The organism is Sphingomonas phyllosphaerae 5.2 (assembly GCF_000419605.1).
Taxonomy (GTDB): domain Bacteria; phylum Pseudomonadota; class Alphaproteobacteria; order Sphingomonadales; family Sphingomonadaceae; genus Sphingomonas; species Sphingomonas phyllosphaerae_B.
Window position 1 is genome coordinate 1,945,475 of the sequence record NZ_ATTI01000001.1, and the last position, 16,960, is coordinate 1,962,434.

A 16,960-nucleotide genomic window follows, 5' to 3' on the forward strand; every position below is an offset into this window, starting at 1 on the left:
ATCCTCATCGTCGCCGCGCCCGCCGATCTGGCGGGAGCGGCGGCACGGCTGAAGGATGAATGTGACGAGCGCTCCGATACGCAAGATCGTCATCGTCGGCGGGGGGACCGCCGGGTGGATGGCCGCGACCTACCTCGCACGTCGGCTTGCACATCTGCGGCTGTCGATCACGGTGGTCGACAGCGCCGCAATCGGAACCGTCGGCGTCGGCGAGGCGACCGTCCCGGCGATCCGCGACTTCCTGACGGCGATCGAGTTGAGCGAGGTCGAGGTACTGCGGGCGACCGAGGGCACCATCAAATACGGCATCCGCTTTGCCGATTGGCAGCGGCCGGGACATGCCTTCTTCCATCCATTTGGTCTGTACGGCGTGGCGGCTCACGGCGTTGCATTCCATCACTATTGGCTGAAACAACGCGGCGCGGGGGACAATACCCCGCTCGCCGCCTACTGTCTCGCGACACAATTGGCGGACCGCGACCTTTTCCTGCCACCGGCCGATCGGCCTGCCAACGATCTCGGCGTGTTCAACTTCGCGTTACATTTTGACGCCTCGCGTTTCGCGACACTGCTGCGGCGGCTGGCCCTGGCGAACGGCGTGCAGCATGTCGACGGGCGGATCGTCGAGGTCGAGCGCGACGGTGAAAGCGGGCACGTCTCCCATCTGCTGCTGGAAAGCGGCGAGCGGCTGGACGGTGAGTTGTGGATTGATTGCTCCGGTTTCCGCAGCCTGTTGCTGGGCGAAGCGCTGGGCGTGCCGTATGTCGACTGGCGGCGTTGGTTGCCATGCGATCGCGCGATCGCAATCCCATGCCGCGGGGCGTCGCCGCACAAGCCGCTGACCACCGCGACAGCGCGTCCGGCCGGATGGCAATGGCATATACCGCTTCGGCACCGCGTCGGCAACGGGTACGTCTATTCCTCGGACTTCGTGTCAGACAACGATGCCGAGGCGTTGCTGACGTCGCACTTGGAGGGGGAGGCACTCGCCGCGCCGAACCGGCTGCGCTTCACCGCCGGGCACCGTGCGCGCTTCTGGGAGAAGAACGTCGTGGCGCTGGGTCTGGCGTCAGGATTTCTGGAACCGCTGGAATCAACCAGCATCACGCTGATTCAGTCCGGGCTGGAGCGCCTGTTGCCGCTGTTTCCGGACACGGCATGTGATCCGCGGCTGGCGGCGACCTATAACCGGCAGTCGGTTCTGGAGTTCGAGCGGATCAGGGACTTTCTGCTGCTTCATTATCTGCCCAACCAGCGGCGTGGCGAGCCATTCTGGGATTTCATGCGCGCCGTCCCGCCGACCGAGGGCTTGCAGATAAAGATGGATGCGTGGCGATCGGCCGGCGAGTTCGTGCGTAACGAGTGGGACACCTTTCAGGACCCGAGCTGGCTCAGCATGTACGCCGGCTTCGACGACCTGCCGGCGCGTCACTCGCCGCTGGCCGACCGCTTCGATCACGCCACGCTGACCGACAGCCTGGCGCGAATGCGGGCGGCGATCGACACGACCCTAAAGCTGGCCGAGCCGCATCACGCGTTCCTGTCACGAGTTGCGGATGGACGGACGGAGAATGCGCGTGGCCACTGATATGGCGCCACAGCGCCGATCGGGGCGGTTGGCCGGAGCCAACATCGAACACGCCGGGCAGCACAACCAACGGGTGGTGCTGCACGCAATCCGGGTCGCCGGCGCATCGACCCGCGCCGAGATCGCGGACGTCACCGGGCTGACCTCCGCGACGATCTCGAACATCACCAACCGCTTGCTCGACGACGGCCTGCTGCAACGGGCCGGCCAGCGGCGCGGTGGCCGTGGGCAGCCCGCTACCCGTCTGGTCGTGAACCCCGAGGGAGCCTTTGCGATCGGGGTCAACATCGACCGCGATCACCTGACGATGGTGGCGGTCGATTTCGATGGCGCGGTGCGGGCGCGGATCAGCCGCGAGTTGCGCTACCCGATGCCCGAGGACGTCCGGTGTTTCTTCCGCTCGCATGTCGACGATCTGCTGCGCGAAGCCGGCGTGGCATCGAGACGCATCATCGGGTTGGGTGTGGCGGTTCCCGACGACCTTGGACGCGTCGATCTACCGGGACTTCCGGCCGACTATCATCAATGGTCGGGCTATGACGTGGCGGCGCTGTTCGACGATGCCGGAGACTGGCCGGTGCTGGTCGAGAATGACGCTGCGGCCGCTGCGATCGGCGAGATGCAATTCGGCCTGGGGCAGCATCATGGCAGCTTCTTCTACCTGCTCGTCGCGTTCGGCCTGGGCGGCGGGGTGGTCGTCAACTCGCTCTACGATCGTGGCGCGACGGGGCGCAGCGGAGAGATCGGCTTTCTGGAGGTGGACGACGGCGCCGGACGGCGCGCCCCCTTACAAAGCATCGTTTCGTTGGCCGGCTTCGCGGACGCATTGGCCGGCGCTGGACTGCCCGAGGCGAGCGTGCGTGAGCCCGATCTGGAGGATGCGCGTGTCGCGGCGGTCGCGCATGCATGGGTCGAGCGCGCGGCGCAGGCGCTGGTTCAGCCATTGCTGGCAGTCAGTTGCCTGCTCAACCCGGGCGCAGTGCTGATCGGTGGCCGGTTGCCGGTCGTGCTGGTCGAGCGGCTGGCGCAACGCGCCAATGTGTTGCTCAGCCGACACGGCGCGCATGCCCCGGCGCTGGCGCCCGTCATGGCGGCGGCGATGGCCGAGGATTCGCCTGCCATCGGTGCCGCGCTACTGGCCTTCGGGCATCTGCTGCTGCCCGCCGACGGCGTAGCCCGGCATCGCGGGCCGACCAACGAACAGGAGCGCGCGGCACGATCCGCACGCACGAAAAGGGTAGACGCATGACGGGCAAGATGGCGATCCTGCTGACCGCATCAGCACTGGCTGGTCCGGCGCGCGCCGACGTACCGGTGAACGGCGGACCGTATAACGCGCGTCTGCTGTCGGGTGGAATCGGCATCGAGCGCCCGCTGGAACGCGCCGATGCGCTGCTGGCGGCGGGTGCGCCATACACCCTGTCGACATGGGTGCGCGCGGTGGTACGCCAATCGGGTGAGGTGGTGCTGATCCAACTCGGCGTGCCGGGTACGGCACGTGCCCTGACGCTTGCCGACGGTCACCTGGCGCTGCGCGACGGCGCGACAATCGTCCGGGGGGGTGTCGTTGTCCCCGGCATATGGCACCATGTCGCCGCATCGTCTGACGGACGTCGCGCGACCTTGTATATCGACGGGAAGCGTGTCGCGGTTGGCACGGCGTCGTCGGTCGCGGTCGCAGCCCGCGTCGCCATCGCGCCGGCGGTTGCGGGAAGGCCGCATTTCGGCGGCGACCTGATCGACGCGCGCGTCGACGACCGTTCCGGCGACCCCGCGGCGATCGCCACCGCGGCACGGACGCGGCCGGACTTCACGGTGGTGCAGATGACCGACGTCGGTGCTGGCTGGCCGTTTCAGAAGACCGCCAATATCGGCCTGACTACCCAGCAGGATGCATGGACGCTGCCGCAATCGCGTGGTGACGCGCATACCGCGCCACGCGCCAAGCCACTACCGACGGTGCCGGTGATGCAACCGCTTGCAGCCAATCACTGGCAGGTGAATGGCTGGACGCTGGCCGCTGCACCCGACGTGGTGGGGGAGGGTGCAGAACTGTCGCGCCCGAACGCGGCGGGCGGACCGGCGTGGCGCGTTGCGACGGTGCCGGGCACGGTGCTTCAGACGCTGGTCGATCGCGGGGTCTATCCCGACCCCTATTACGGCCTGAACAACCTGCGCATACCCGAAAGCCTGGCGCGGCAGGATTATTGGTATCGCACCCGCTTCACCGTTCCGCCTGCAGCGGCGGGCAAGCGCCTGACGCTGGTCTTCGGCGGGATCAATTATGCGGCGGAGGTTTGGGCCAATGGCGCACACATCGGCGGCACGCGGGGCGCATTCGTGCGTGGGCAGTTCGCCTATACGCCGGTCGCGGGCGAAAACGTCATTGCGGTGAAAGTATCGCCGCCGCCGCATCCCGGTATCCCGCACGAACAATCGGTGGCTGCGGGCGTGGGTGAGAATGGCGGGCAGTTGGCGATCGACGGGCCTACCTTCGTCGCGACCGAGGGCTGGGACTGGATCCCCGGCATCCGCGACCGCAACACCGGGCTGTGGCGACCGGTCGAACTGGTCGCGACCGGCGCGATCAGCATCGGTGATCCGCATGTCGTCACCGACCTGCCGCTTCCACGCACCGACCGTGCCGATGTGCACATCACCGTACCGATCGAGAACGCCGGCGCGGCGACGCAGGTGACGGTGAAGGTCGCCTTTGAAGGCGTGAAGGTGGAGAAGAGCGTTACGGCGCCAACCGGCAAGAGCGCTGTCGTCTTCACCCCGTCCGAGTTCCGCCAACTGGCCGTTGCCAATCCAAAACTGTGGTGGCCGAACGGTTATGGCGATCCACACCTGTACGACGTCAGCTACGAGGTGCGGGATGCGAGCGGCGTGTCGGACCGGCGTCTGGACCGGTTCGGCATCCGCGAGGTCAGCTACGATCTGTCGCTGTTCGATGCGGCCGGTGCGTTGCGGCGGGTCAACGTCCAGACCACTGACGGCGGACTGGCGGGTACGCCGCTGATCGACGTGCGTCACGCCGCGATCAAGCAGTCACCGACGGGCTGGGCTGAATCGCTGACTGCCGCTGGCGAACGCTCGTCAGCGGTTACGCCGATCACCGAGACGCTGCCCGAACCGCACATGACCATCCGCGTCAACGGCGTCAGGATCGCAGCGCGCGGCGGGAACTGGGGGATGGACGATGCGATGAAGCGCGTCAGTTACGACTGGCTGAAACCCTTCTTCCGGCTACAGCGCGAAGCGCACATGAACGTCATTCGGAACTGGATGGGCAACAACAACGAGGACGAATTCTTCGACCTCGCCGATGAAAACGGCATGATGGTGCTCAACGATTTCTGGCAGTCGACCCAGAACTTCCAGGTCGAACCCGACGACGCCTCGTTGTTCCTGACCAACGCGCGCGATACGATTGCCCGCTATCGCAACCATCCCTCGATTATCCTGTGGTTCGGCCGCAACGAAGGCGTGCCATATCCGACCCTGAACGAGGGACTGGAACGCGCGGTCTTCGAACTGGACGGCACGCGCTGGTTTACCGGCAGCTCGAACGTCGTGAACCTGCAAGGATCGGGACCGTACAATTACCGTCCGCCGGTCGGCTATTTCACCGATCTCGCGACGGGCTTTTCGGTCGAGACGGGCACACCGTCCTTCTCCACAGCGGAGTCGATCGCCAGTTACGCGCCGGCCGCGGATCGTTGGCCATTGGGCGACGTGCTGGCCTACCACGACTGGCATTTCGGCGGGAACGGCGACACCAAGACGTTCATGTCGTCGCTGGACCGGATGTTCGGAGCGGGCACCGACTTCGACGATTTCGAGCGCAAGGCGCAAATGATGAACCTCGAGACGCACAAGGCAATGTACGAAGGCTTTCTCGGGCATCTCTGGACGAAGAACTCCGGCCGATTGCTGTGGATGACGCATCCGGCCTGGCCATCGAACGCGTGGCAGATCTATTCGTGGGACTATGACACCCATGCTGCTTATTATGGGGCGAAGAAGGCGGTGGAGCCGATCCACGTTCAGCTGAACTTGCCTGGTAACGAGCTCGTTGTCCTGAATACAACCCGGGAAGATCGACGTGGCCTGCGCGCACACGTACGCGTCGTCGGGCTCGATAATCGCACCTTGTTCTCGCGCGATCTGCCAGTCGACGCGCTTTCCAATCGTGCGACGCCGCTAGCGGCAGTGCCTCTGGACGGCCTCTTCGCGAGCAATCCGATGCTGCTGGTCAGCCTCTCGCTCGTCGATGGGCAGGGTGCGACAGTCTCAAGTAATTTCTACTGGCGCGGGCGCGATGAGAACGCATATCGCGCGCTCAACGATCTCGCACCCGCGACACTCATGGCGACCGTCGAACCCCCGATTACCGACGGCGAGGACCGCGTTTTGCGGGTGGCGCTAAGGAACGAGACCGAAATCCCCGCGCTCAACGCCAAGCTGACTCTGGTGGACGAGCAGGGGAAGCGAATCCTGCCGGCCTATTACGATGACAATTACGTCTCGCTGTTGCCCGGGGACCGGCGCGAAATTGCGATCCGCTATCCCGCTTCGATCACAACGGAAGCCAGGGTAACGTTGCGTGGCTGGAACATACCGGCAGCAGTGGTGGATGGGCGATAGGGAACGACGCCAGCGCCGATATTCCGCATGTCGGGCGGCACGATCTCGGCTTAACCGTCCTCATTCTGATGCAGGGCGGCGACCGGCCGGCTACGCACTTGAACAAGGCGCGTCACGGTGCGTCTGGTTTCGGCGAAGCGGTTGCTGGGAGCGGGTTGCGATGTCGATCAAGGACATGACGGTGGTGAGCGCCATGATTACGGTGCTGCTGACCGTGCCGATCTCCGTAGCGTCCGCGCCCCGCATCGGCGGCACAATCGCTGTGACGGCGGCGGGTGGAAGCGACCGCACCGATCCATTGAAGCAAATCTCGATCGAGGCGGTGACAGTCACGCTCGGTAACAAGGGCTTCACGATCCTGGATGACCCGGATCATGCCGCCTTTATTGCGGAGGTGGTGACGACGAGGACCGAGGTTGGCACCTCCCTCATAAAAGGGCGGACCTCGCCGACCGTTGTGACAGGCATGGCAGTGACGATACCGACCTCTCGCGGCAAGTCCGTCGTCGTTCCGCTGGAACGCACTGAGCTCGAAATCCGCGTGCGGCGACGTGGCGAGCGACTGCCATTCTGGCATGGCGCGGCCGTGACCGTCCGCTCGGCAGGCGTGCGCGGCGCCACAGCCGAGCAGCTCGCGACGACGCTCAGCCAAGCTGCGCTCGGGCCGTATCCGGTCACAGCGGCGGCAGCGATCAGCATTCCATGATGGTAGGGTTGGCACGGCACGACCTGCGCTGCTGCCCCTGTCTCGACTCTTTCAACCAGCAACTTCAAGGGGCACATCGCCCTGGATTCAAGGCGCGGATCCCCGCATAGCCAAGCGGAAATGTAAGCTTTATCTCGGTAGTGGCCGGTCACTCGCGAGAACGCTATTGCACCGCCAGCGTTATGACCGCTGTCGCCCCGCGACGTGTCGCGCGCCCGTTGCCCGCGCAACGCTTCACCGTCGCGAGCTGCGTCGACCAGCCCAGCTCTACATCCATTCGCACGCACTCGGCCTCAGGTCGATCTGTCGTATCGCCTCGTTGAGCGTGCCACGGGTCAGGTTGGGGGCCGTGGGCACCGGCACAAGCGAGTAGGCGTCCACTATCTCCTAGACCGGATTGCCAAAGGCGTTGGTCTTGGTCAGGTGCACAGCGCCGTGTTGATGACCGTTCAGCTTCATGAAGACTTGATCGTTGTCCCGGCTCAGTTTGTGCCGCAACATCTTGCGTCGGCGGCCGTGCTACCGACCTGATTTGCACCGCACAGCGGTTGCGCTGAGGATCCGCGCTGCGCAGCCGCCAGCTCAAGAAAACGGCACAGTCAGGCGCGCACGCGATCGGCGGATCGCGTCGTCTACTGCCTTCAGGAGGGCTGCGCTTCGGAACGGCTTCCGCAGCAGATCGAGATCGGAAGGCAACCCACTGTCGTCGTCTACGTGACCGGTTACCATCAGCACTGCGACACGGGGCCAAGCGACACGCAGCGCCTCGACGAGTTCGGCGCCGGATCGGCCAGGCATGATGAAGTCAGTGACGACCAGGTCGATGTCGACAGCATCGACCAGCACCGCGAGTGCGAGGTCCACGTCGGCGGCCTCGACCACCGTGTGCCCTGCCTCCGTCAGGACCTCGGCGCTCGCTCGCCGAACACGATCATCATCGTCGACAAGCAATATCCGAAGCTGTTCAGCGCCGACATCCGTCCGCGCGGCTGGCGGTGTCGGCGGTCGAGCGCTGCTACATGGCAGGATGATGCTGGCACGCGTGCCTTTCGCATATTCGCTGTCCAGCACGAACGCACCGCCCGACTGCGATGCAAAGCCGTCAACCATCGACAGCCCCAGACCGGTACCTTTGCCGACCGGCTTGGTAGTGAAGAATGGCTCGACTGCATTGGCGATCGTCGACCCATCCATACCCATCCCGGTGTCCGAGATCGTAATCGCAACGAAGTCGCCCGGCCCGGCGCGCGGTTTGTCGCTTTCGGCTACAGGCCGGGCCGTTATCTCCAGCCGACCGCCACTCGGCATCGCGTCGCGCGCGTTGATGACGAGGTTCAGGATCGCAAGCTCCAGCTGGCCGCGATCCGCTTCAGCGGCGCAGAGGCCCGGCTCCACCTCGACGGCGACCTTGATCGCGGGTGTCAGTGACTTTTCGATCAGGTCCATCAGCCCATCGATCAGCGCGCGCAACTCGACCGCTTCCGGAGATAATTGCTGCTGGCGCGAAAAGGACAGCAATCGGCTCACCAGCATGCGCGCGCGCTCCACACCGGCGGTTGCTGCGTCGAGATGCCGCACCAGACCAACGTCCACATTGCGGTGTCCGATCAGATCGAGACTGATCATGATCGGTGTCAGCAAGTTGTTGAAGTCGTGCGCCACCCCGCCGGTCAACCTTCCGAGTGCCTCCATCCGTTGGCGTTGAAGCTCGGACGCCTCGCGGTTCCGTTCCTGCCGTAGTTCCAGCGCCAGCATTCGCGCAAGCAGCATCAGCAGCAGGATGCACAGCGTCGCCGCGCTGAGTAGCAGCAGCGCGGCGTGCCTGACAGGGGCTAGGAATGCCTGTGCTGGCGCGGTGATCCTGACCGACCATTTTGTTCCGGCGACCGGCATCCACATCTCGACAGGGCGCGGATCGATAGAGACCGCGTTCCTGCCGTCCGCAGGCACGATCACCGCGACGCCGGCGCGCGTGACGATTGACGCGGTCCAGCCGGATGCCAATGGTTCTACGCGCAGCAACCCCTCGATCCGTGTCACCGGTATGAGTGCCGAGACGACCAAACGCACCTTTCCAGCCGGGCCGACGGGCGCGAGGACGGTCATGAACCGCTCCCCCGAAGGCGCGGTCGTGATGGCACCTACCTGCGGCTGCCCGGTCGCGCGTAGCCGTCGCAGCGCAGCAGCGTCGAGGCCGCCGAGGACCGACGGTCGTTCGGCGGGCGGGAGTGTGCTGAAGAGCAATCGACCATCAGCCTGTGCCAGCGCGACCGCACGCCAGTCGCGTTGGTTCGCCAGGATGCGTCGTGCGAGAGTCGTGAACCGCGCGATATCCGGCTCTGCGCCATCGAGCGTCGGCGATTGCGCGACCATCTTGACCGCTTCGACATTGCTGCGAACCGTCAGCGACAGGAGGGTGGAGGCGAGATTGGCGGCGGTACGACCGCGCGCGATGATCGCCTCCCGCTCGTTGCGCAGCGTCACCGCACCGAACGTACCGCCCAGCGCGACAATCGGGATGATCCCCGCGAGGATGAGGAGGGCAAGGGAGCGTCTCACACGTTGATCCTGCTCACAGCCCGGCAAACCTCCCAATGTTCGCGACCGATGCCCTGTGGAGGTATCGGCTCGCAGTCAGGTACCCACTTGCAGCAAGAAGCGCCAGCGGGGCAGCGTCGGACGACGAGCAGGTGACGTGATTGTGTCACGCGTCAGGGTCGGACGGCAGTCATTGGCGAGCCAGCGTCCGCCCGAAGTTTGCGTAATTTGCGCGTGCGAGCGTGACATGCTCAGCACGGACGACATCCTGTACCTTCCGCCTACAAGACGAAACTCGATAATCAACATTATGTAAAGCGAGCGCACATCGCCCTTATGCAGTCATCTCCAGGCCATCGAAACCTGGCTCCGCGTCGTGCGGCAGTTCTGCACGCAAGCCGGCGTAATCCATCGATTGATCCATGTGCACCAGCGCAGTTCGTCGCGGACGTAGTTCGGAATGCCACTGCATCGCCGTGGCAAGATCGGGATGCGTCGGGTGCGGCCGACGTCGGAGCGCATCGACAATCCAGACGTCGAGCCCTTCATAAAGGCTGCGCATATCCTCGGTCATGCCGCTGAGGTCCGTCGCATAACCAATCGCCGCGCCGCGAGCCTCGAACCGCAGTCCGGCCGATGTTATGCCACCATGTGGCTGATCGACGGCGCGGACATCAATCGATCCGATCCGCAGGCGATCAGGAAGCTCTTCAAGCGTGGCAGTCGGCGGATAGCCACCGTTGCCCTCGAATACGTAGCCGAACTGTCGGCGCAGTGCCTGCGCGGTCCGCGGACGGGCATAGCCCTGCACCGGTCGCCCAAGCGCATGATATACTTGCCGAAGATCGTCTATTCCAAAAACATGATCGGCGTGTTCGTGGGTCCAGATCACCGCGTCGACGGTTACGATCTGCGCGTCGAGCAACTGCTGTCGCATGTCCGGACTCGTATCGACAAGGATCCGCGTGTCGTCATGCTCGACCAGGATCGATGACCGAGTACGGCGGTTGCGCGGCTCGTCCGGATCGCAGTCGCCCCAGTCGTTGCCGATCCGCGGTACTCCCGACGACGTGCCGGAGCCGAGAATACGAACCTTCATGCGTTGCAGGTCTTATTGAACAACGTATGAAAGTTTTCGGCAGTATAACGCTGTAACTCCTCGGGATCCTCGTTTCGCAACTTGGCCAGAAACACCGCGGTGTCGGCCACGAAGCCCGGTTCGCCGGTTTTGCCGCGATGGGGAACCGGCGCGAGGAACGGTGCGTCGGTTTCGATCAGCAGCCGTTCGCGCGGCAGGCGTGCCGCGGTCGCCTGAAGCTCGACGGCGTTCCGGAAGGTCACGATACCGGAAATGGAGATAAAGAGGCCCAATTCCAGTGCCTGGTCGGCAAACGCATCGCTGGCGGTGAAACAGTGGATGACGCCGGCATAGGCCCCCTGCTCCATCTCCTCCCGCAGGATCGTCGCGGTGTCGTCCTCCGCGTCGCGGGTGTGAACGATGATCGGCACGCGTGCTTCGCGCGCCGCGGCGATGTGCGCGCGGAAGCTGGTGCGCTGACGCTCGCGATCGGAATGATCGTAATGATAGTCGAGGCCGCTTTCGCCGATACCCACGATGCGGGCATGGCGCGCGCGTTCCACGAGCTTGGCGGTGTCGACATGCGGATGCTGGTCCGCTTCATGCGGGTGGATGCCCACCGTCGCCCAGACGTCCGGTTCGCGCTCCGCCGTCGCCAGCACCGCGTCCCACTCACTTTCACGCGTAGCGATGTTCAGCATCGCAGTCACTCCGCGAGCGCGAGCACGTTCGAGTACTTCCTGCTGTTGCTCCTGCATTCCCTTGTAATTCAGGTGACAGTGGCTGTCTGCCAGCATCAGGCGACCTCCACCGCGGCGGGCATGTCGAGCCTGGGGAACGCCGGGGCCGGCGATGCCAGCACGAAGCCGGCATCGACGCGGCGCTGGTACCAGCCGTCATCGTCGATCGCAGCGTGATCGCGCGCGTCCGCGCCGAGAAGGTCGAGTATGGTGCCGGCGCCGTCCGGAACGACCGGCAGGATAGTGATCGCAAGCATGCGGATCGCACGGACCAACGTGCGCAGCACGGCATGCATCCGCTCTGGATCGGTCTTGCGCAGCGCCCACGGTGCTTGCGCATCAATGTACTGATTGCAGGCAAAAACGCCGCGCATCCACGCCTCGATCCCCTGGCTGAGCATCAGGTCGGCGAACGCGGTCTTGAAGCCGGCGCAGGCGACGACGACCTCCTCGATCAACTGTCCGTCGGCTGGCTCGGCACGGCCGGTCTCGGGAAGAACACCGCCCAAGTTCTTGGCGATGAACGACAGGGTTCGCTGCGCGAGGTTACCGAAGGAGTTGGAGAGCTCGGCATTGACGCGCGTGACGATCGCATCGGCGGCATAGCTGCCATCCTGCCCGAAACTCACCTCCCGCAGCAGGAAATAACGCAAGCCATCAACGCCGAAAGCCGCCGCGAGATCAAGAGGATCGACAACGTTTCCAAGGCTTTTCGACATCTTCTCGCCACGGTGAAGCAGGAAGCCGTGGCCGAATACCGTCTTGGGCAAGGCGATCTTCGCGGACATCAGGAACGCCGGCCAATAAACGGCGTGGAAGCGGACGATGTCCTTGCCGATCAGGTGGAGGTCGGCGGGCCAGTGCGGCATCGGCCCATCGGGATAACCCGCGCCGGTCAGATAGTTGGTGAGCGCATCTACCCACACGTACATGACGTGTCCGGGGCTGCCGGGCACCGCGACGCCCCAGTCGAAACTGGTGCGCGACACGGACAGGTCCGAAAGGCCCCCCTCCACGAACCGCATGATCTCGTTCCGTCGCGCTTCGGGCCGGATAAAATCGGGATTCGCCGCGAAATGATCCAGCAGGGGCCGCTGATAACGCGAAAGACGAAAGAACCACGTCTCCTCGGCGGTCCAGGTGACCGGGGTACCCTGCGGCGAGAGCTTCGCCCCCCCCTCCCCGTCGATCAGTTCCTTCTCGTCGTAGAAGGCCTCGTCCCGCACCGAGTACCAGCCCTCGTAGCGATCGAGGTAGAGGTCACCCGCGTCGGCCATCGCTTGCCAGATCGCCTGGCTGGCGCGGTGATGATCGGCGTCGGTGGTGCGGATGAAGCGATCGTAGCTGATGTTCAGTGCGTCGCACATCGCCTGAAAATGACCGGACATCTCGTCGGCAAGCGCGCGAACCTCGACGCCCTTCTCGCGCGCGGTCTGCACCATTTTCAGCCCGTGCTCGTCGGTGCCGGTCTGGAAGCGCACGTCGCGCCCGGCCTGCCGCTGGAAGCGCGCGATCGCGTCGGCAGCGATCGCCTCATAGGCATGGCCGATATGCGGACGGCCGTTGGGATAGCTGATCGCGGTGGTGATATAGAAGGGGTCGCCCATGGCGTCCTCCTAACGTCCTCCATCCCGCGACGCCAGCCGTGCGACGATCCCGGTCAGCTCATACACGGTGCCCTGCGCATCGAGCGACAGGCTGCGCGCTGCCGCGGCGATCCCGCGCGCCTCGTCATAGGCGTCGAGCGCTGCGCGCAGGTCGGCGCCGACGCGCAGCGCGGTCATCCGCGCGATCACCGTCGGCACCCGGTCGAGGAATGCCTCGTAGCGCGGCTGGGCGGCCTTGAGCGACAAGGCGCGCGCCAGCGCCATGCGCCGCGTCAACTCCGGGTCGCCGTCACGCCCGATCGCCTCCACCGCGCCATCGATCGCGCCGAGATCGAGCCCGGCATAGCCGATCGCGCGGCCCGGCGCCCCCTCCCCGATCTGCACCAGCGTGGCGCGCTCGTTAGCGTCCGTATCCGGCAGCGCGCGCGCGAGCACCGCGGCCATGTCGTCGTCGCCAAGCGGTTCGAAGCGCAGCAGGCGACAGCGCGAGCGGATCGTCGGCAGCAGCCGGCCGGGCGCATGGCTGACCAGCAGGAACACGGTGCCGGCGGGCGGCTCCTCCAGGCTCTTGAGCAAGGCATTCGACGCGCCGGGACGCTCGAGATCATCGGCGGCGTCGATCACGATCACGCGGCGTGGCGACAGCGACGGCATCGTGCCGAGGAACGGCCCGAGGCTACGAACCTGGTCGACGGTGATCGACCGCGCCAGTTCGTCCTCCTTGTCCTTCTTCGCCAGGCGGCGCAGCACGCGCAGATCGGGATGCGAGCCGGCCGCCGCCAGCCGCGCGGCGGGATGCCCATCGGGTACGTCGAGCCCCGCGGGCAACGTGCCCGGGGCCATCGCGTCGGCGAGCAGCCGCAGCGCGGCGGCCTGCGCGAAGGTGGCCTTGCCGATCCCCTGCGGTCCCGCCAGCAGCCACGCATGATGGAGCGCGCCGCCGGTACTGGCGGCAAGGAAAGCGTCGATCGCCGCGCGGTGACCGCGCACGACGGTCACGGCAACCAGTCCGCCAATGCGTCCAGCATCGCCTGTGTCACCGCCTCGGGCGGCAGCGTCGCGTCGATGCGGTGGAAGCGCTGCGGCTCGGCAGCGGCGAAGCGCGAGAAGGCATCGGCGACGGCGGCGTGAAAATCACGACCGCGGCGCGCGAAGCGATCGGCGGCGACCCCGTCGCGCGTCGCAGCACGGGTCGCGCCGAGTTCCTCGGGCAGCGCCAGCCAGAAGGTGCGATCGGGAAGCAATCCGCCGGAGCCGAAGGCGTGAAGTGCGAGGATCGCCGCATCGTCCACGCCGCCGGCAACGCCCTGATAGGCCCGTGTCGAATCGATGTAGCGGTCACACAGCACCCACTGCCCGGCAGCGAGCGCGGGACGGATGACCTTCTCGACGTGATCGGCGCGCGCAGCGGCAAAGAGCAACGCCTCGCTTTGCGCGCTCCAGCGCGTCGCCTCGCCCTGCATCAGCAAGGCGCGGATCGCCTCCGCGCCTTCGCTGCCGCCCGGTTCGCGCGTGACGACGGCATCGATGCCGCGCGCGGCGAGCGCCGCGGCGAGCGCGCGTGCCTGTGTCGACTTGCCCGCACCTTCGCCGCCTTCGAGACTGAGGAAGCGCGCGTCACGCACCCGCGTCGTCCCGATCAGCCGAACAGCCCGGTCAGCCCGCGCCACGCGCGCCCGAAGAACCCGGCCTCCGCGACGTCGGCACCCGCCACCAACGGCATCCGCTGCTCCGGCAGGCCGGGCGACGAAACGACGAGGTCGGCGACGTGAGCGCCCTGCTTGATCGGCGCCTTGATCGGACCGTCGTAGACGATCCTGCCGGCGAGTTGCGGCCGGCTGCCCGACGGGATGGTGATATTCAGGTCCTTGGGTGCGACGAGCTTCACTTCGCTGGCGCTGCCCATCTGGACCGCCGCGGTGCCGACCTCGCGCCCGGCCTTGACGACCGGCTTCGCCTGCCACGCGCGAAAGCCCCATTCCATGAAGCGTACCGATTCCTGCGCGCGCTGGTTGAAGCTGCTCAGCCCGGCGAGCACCATCACCAGCCGCCGGCCGTTCTGCTCGGCCGAGCCGGTGAAGCCATAGCCCGCCTCGTCGGTGTGCCCGGTCTTCAGGCCATCGGCACCCGCGACGCGGCCGAGCAAGGGATCGCGGTTGGCCTGCGTGATCGCCTGCCCGCCGCCCATCGTCTTGCCCCACGTGAAATCGCGACGCGAATAGAATTGCTTGTAAAGCTTGGGGTGCTGCTGGATCGTCGCCGCGGCCAGCGTCGCGAGATCGCGCGCGGTGACATAGGTCACGCCGCCATCGGGCCAGCCGTTCGCGGTGCCGAAGTGGCTGTTCTTCAGCCCCAGCTTCGCGGCATCCTCGTTCATCCGTTCCACGAACGCCTGCTCGGTGCCCGAAATTCCTTCCGCCAGCACGATGCACGCGTCGTTGCCGGACAGGGTGACGATCCCGTAGAGAAGGTTGGCGACCGACACCCGCTCCCCCGAGGACAGGAACATCGTCGAGCCGGCCTGCGGCCCGTGCCACTTCGCCCAGGTCTCCGGCCGAACCTCGAATTCGGTGTTCAGCTTCAGGTCGCCGCGCTGGATCATCTGGAACGCGGTGTAGACCGTCATCATCTTGGCCATCGACGCCGGGGGCATCCGACGATCGGCGTCGCGCGCGAACAGCACCGCGCCGGTCGACACATCCTCCATGAACGCCACCGGCGCCGGCGTGTCGAACTGCGGCGCGGCGGCGACGGCGGGCACCGCCAGCGCCACGACGGCGGCGGGAAGCGCGAGGACGGTCAGCAGCTTGGTCATCAATGATTCCGTGTCGAAGCGAGGTGGGATGGTCGAACCGTTGCCATAGCGGGGCGGCAGCCGCGCGTCACCCGCCGCTATGACGCGATCGCATCGGCCAGCAACCCGACGGAGAGCGCGTAGAAGTTGGAGCAATTATAGTCGAGGATCACGCGGTAGTTGCCGGTGAGCAGATAGGCCGTCTGCCCGGGGCCATCCGGCTCGATCAGGGTCGCCTGCACATCGTCGGTGAGTGTGCGGCCCTGCGCCGACACCCCGAGCGCGCGCCATTCGGCCATCGATCGCCAGCCGCTATGGCGCTCGAACACGCGCGGGCAGCGTGGCGAGACGAGGCGGTTGCGGATCTGGCCGCGGTCGAACGACGCGGGCACGTTCACCGCGACCCCCCACGGCTGGCCGCGCCGCCAGCCGGCCTGGACGAAGTAATTGCCGATCGACGCCAGCGTATCGGCCGACGAATTCCAGATGTCCGCACGCCCGTCGCCATCGCCGTCGCGCGCGAGCCGCAGGTAGACCGACGGCAGGAACTGCGGATTGCCCATCGCGCCCGCCCAGCTGCCGGTAAGCTGCGTGCGCGAGACGCCGCGGTCGATCATCTTGAGCGCGGCGATCAACTCGCCTTCGAACAGCGGGCGGCGACGGCCTTCATAGGCGAGGCTCGCCAGGCTGCGCACGATGTCGAAATCGCCGGTATAGGAGCCGTAGTTGGTTTCGTGGCCCCAGATCGCGACCATGATCTGCTCGGGTACGCCGGTCTCGGCCTCGACGCGGGCGAGCCGGGCGCGCTGCGCGGTATAGGTGGTGCGGCCGCGCCCGATCCGCGCCGCGTCGACGTGCGTGGTGCGATAGGGGGCGAAGCGCGGGACGGGCGCATTCGGACGCGCTTCCGGTTGCTGCTGGTCGAGCGCGACGACGCGCGGGTTGAAGCTGAGCGCGGGCAGCACGCCGTCGACGGTCGCCGGGCGGACCCCGGCGGCGAGTGCGCGCGCGCGGACCTGCGCCAAATAGGTGCGAAACCCGGCGCCGTCCTGCGCGGCGGCGAGCGTAGGCGCGGTGAGGCACGCAAGTGCGGCCAGCGTGCGCGTGAGAATGGATGCCCCTGTCATGATGCGGCGGTTCTCGCACAGCGCGCGTCGCCGCGGAACCGCAAACCGTCGCCGTGCGCGCACGGATCGCCGCACCGCCACAGAGGGTCTTGAAAAGGGCGGAGCGTTGCTGCCATAGCCGCCGCGCCGGTG

General features: G+C 66.2%; 12 protein-coding genes. 4 read left to right on the forward strand and 8 right to left on the reverse strand.

Going from position 1 to position 16,960, the window contains the following annotated elements:
* Positions 1-55: 55 nt before the first annotated feature.
* The 4 genes from SPHPHY_RS19800 (at position 56) to SPHPHY_RS0109095 (ending at position 6,944) form a co-directional block, all read left to right on the forward strand.
* Positions 56-1,588, forward strand: coding sequence for a tryptophan halogenase family protein (locus tag SPHPHY_RS19800; protein ID WP_022686370.1), 1,533 nt, complete (start codon positions 56-58; stop codon positions 1,586-1,588).
* The gene (locus SPHPHY_RS19805; protein ID WP_022686371.1) at positions 1,572-2,837 is read left to right on the forward strand and encodes an ROK family protein; all 1,266 of its coding nucleotides are present in this window, start codon (positions 1,572-1,574) and stop codon (positions 2,835-2,837) included. The genes SPHPHY_RS19800 and SPHPHY_RS19805 overlap by 17 nt, the downstream gene beginning before the upstream one ends.
* Complete coding sequence (locus tag SPHPHY_RS0109090; protein ID WP_022686372.1) at positions 2,834-6,238, forward strand: glycoside hydrolase family 2; 3,405 nt, start codon at positions 2,834-2,836, stop codon at positions 6,236-6,238. Before SPHPHY_RS19805 ends, SPHPHY_RS0109090 begins: the two co-directional genes overlap by 4 nt.
* Positions 6,239-6,398: 160 nt before the next feature.
* Positions 6,399-6,944: a hypothetical protein gene (locus tag SPHPHY_RS0109095; RefSeq protein WP_022686373.1), complete on the forward strand. Its 546-nt coding sequence runs from the start codon at positions 6,399-6,401 to the stop codon at positions 6,942-6,944.
* 582 nt (positions 6,945-7,526) lie between these two features.
* On the opposite strand, the gene SPHPHY_RS20955 is transcribed toward SPHPHY_RS0109095, so the two are convergent.
* The 8 genes from SPHPHY_RS20955 to SPHPHY_RS0109145 form a co-directional block, all read right to left on the reverse strand.
* Positions 7,527-9,539 carry an ATP-binding protein gene (locus SPHPHY_RS20955; RefSeq protein ID WP_156025074.1) on the reverse strand — a complete coding sequence of 671 codons (2,013 nt, stop codon included), beginning with the start codon at positions 9,537-9,539 and terminating at the stop codon, positions 7,527-7,529.
* A gap of 277 nt (positions 9,540-9,816) precedes the next feature.
* A complete protein-coding gene (locus SPHPHY_RS0109115; RefSeq protein ID WP_022686377.1) occupies positions 9,817-10,581 on the reverse strand; it encodes an MBL fold metallo-hydrolase in 765 nt (254 codons plus the stop codon).
* On the reverse strand, positions 10,578-11,357 hold the full coding sequence (locus SPHPHY_RS0109120) for a TatD family hydrolase (RefSeq protein WP_022686378.1): 780 nt from the start codon (positions 11,355-11,357) through the stop codon (positions 10,578-10,580). Before SPHPHY_RS0109120 ends, SPHPHY_RS0109115 begins: the two co-directional genes overlap by 4 nt.
* Positions 11,357-12,907 carry a methionine--tRNA ligase gene (metG, locus tag SPHPHY_RS0109125; protein WP_022686379.1) on the reverse strand — a complete coding sequence of 517 codons (1,551 nt, stop codon included), beginning with the start codon at positions 12,905-12,907 and terminating at the stop codon, positions 11,357-11,359. Before metG ends, SPHPHY_RS0109120 begins: the two co-directional genes overlap by 1 nt.
* A gap of 9 nt (positions 12,908-12,916) precedes the next feature.
* On the reverse strand, positions 12,917-13,906 hold the full coding sequence (locus tag SPHPHY_RS0109130) for a DNA-directed DNA polymerase (RefSeq protein ID WP_022686380.1): 990 nt from the start codon (positions 13,904-13,906) through the stop codon (positions 12,917-12,919).
* Positions 13,903-14,532 (reverse strand): dTMP kinase, encoded by a 630-nt coding sequence (tmk, locus tag SPHPHY_RS22265; protein ID WP_028056692.1) that lies wholly within the window; start codon positions 14,530-14,532, stop codon positions 13,903-13,905. Before tmk ends, SPHPHY_RS0109130 begins: the two co-directional genes overlap by 4 nt.
* A gap of 14 nt (positions 14,533-14,546) precedes the next feature.
* Positions 14,547-15,722, reverse strand: a complete 1,176-nt coding sequence (locus tag SPHPHY_RS0109140; protein ID WP_022686382.1) for a D-alanyl-D-alanine carboxypeptidase family protein — start codon at positions 15,720-15,722, stop codon at positions 14,547-14,549.
* 77 nt (positions 15,723-15,799) lie between these two features.
* Positions 15,800-16,828, reverse strand: coding sequence for a lytic murein transglycosylase (locus tag SPHPHY_RS0109145; RefSeq protein ID WP_028056693.1), 1,029 nt, complete (start codon positions 16,826-16,828; stop codon positions 15,800-15,802).
* Between the last annotated feature and the right edge of the window lie 132 nt (positions 16,829-16,960).

Excerpts from the sequence above, each read along its gene's own strand:
- SPHPHY_RS19800 (WP_022686370.1), top strand. The coding sequence starts at position 56 with ATGAATGTGACGAGCGCTCCGATACGCAAGATCGTCATCGTCGGCGGG.
- SPHPHY_RS19805 (WP_022686371.1), top strand. The coding sequence starts at position 1,572 with ATGCGCGTGGCCACTGATATGGCGCCACAGCGCCGATCGGGGCGGTTG.
- SPHPHY_RS0109090 (WP_022686372.1), top strand. The coding sequence starts at position 2,834 with ATGACGGGCAAGATGGCGATCCTGCTGACCGCATCAGCACTGGCTGGT.
- SPHPHY_RS0109095 (WP_022686373.1), top strand. The coding sequence starts at position 6,399 with ATGTCGATCAAGGACATGACGGTGGTGAGCGCCATGATTACGGTGCTG.
- SPHPHY_RS0109115 (WP_022686377.1), bottom strand. The coding sequence starts at position 10,581 with ATGAAGGTTCGTATTCTCGGCTCCGGCACGTCGTCGGGAGTACCGCGG.
- SPHPHY_RS0109120 (WP_022686378.1), bottom strand. The coding sequence starts at position 11,357 with ATGCTGGCAGACAGCCACTGTCACCTGAATTACAAGGGAATGCAGGAG.
- metG (WP_022686379.1), bottom strand. The coding sequence starts at position 12,907 with ATGGGCGACCCCTTCTATATCACCACCGCGATCAGCTATCCCAACGGC.
- SPHPHY_RS0109140 (WP_022686382.1), bottom strand. The coding sequence starts at position 15,722 with ATGACCAAGCTGCTGACCGTCCTCGCGCTTCCCGCCGCCGTCGTGGCG.
- SPHPHY_RS0109145 (WP_028056693.1), bottom strand. The coding sequence starts at position 16,828 with ATGACAGGGGCATCCATTCTCACGCGCACGCTGGCCGCACTTGCGTGC.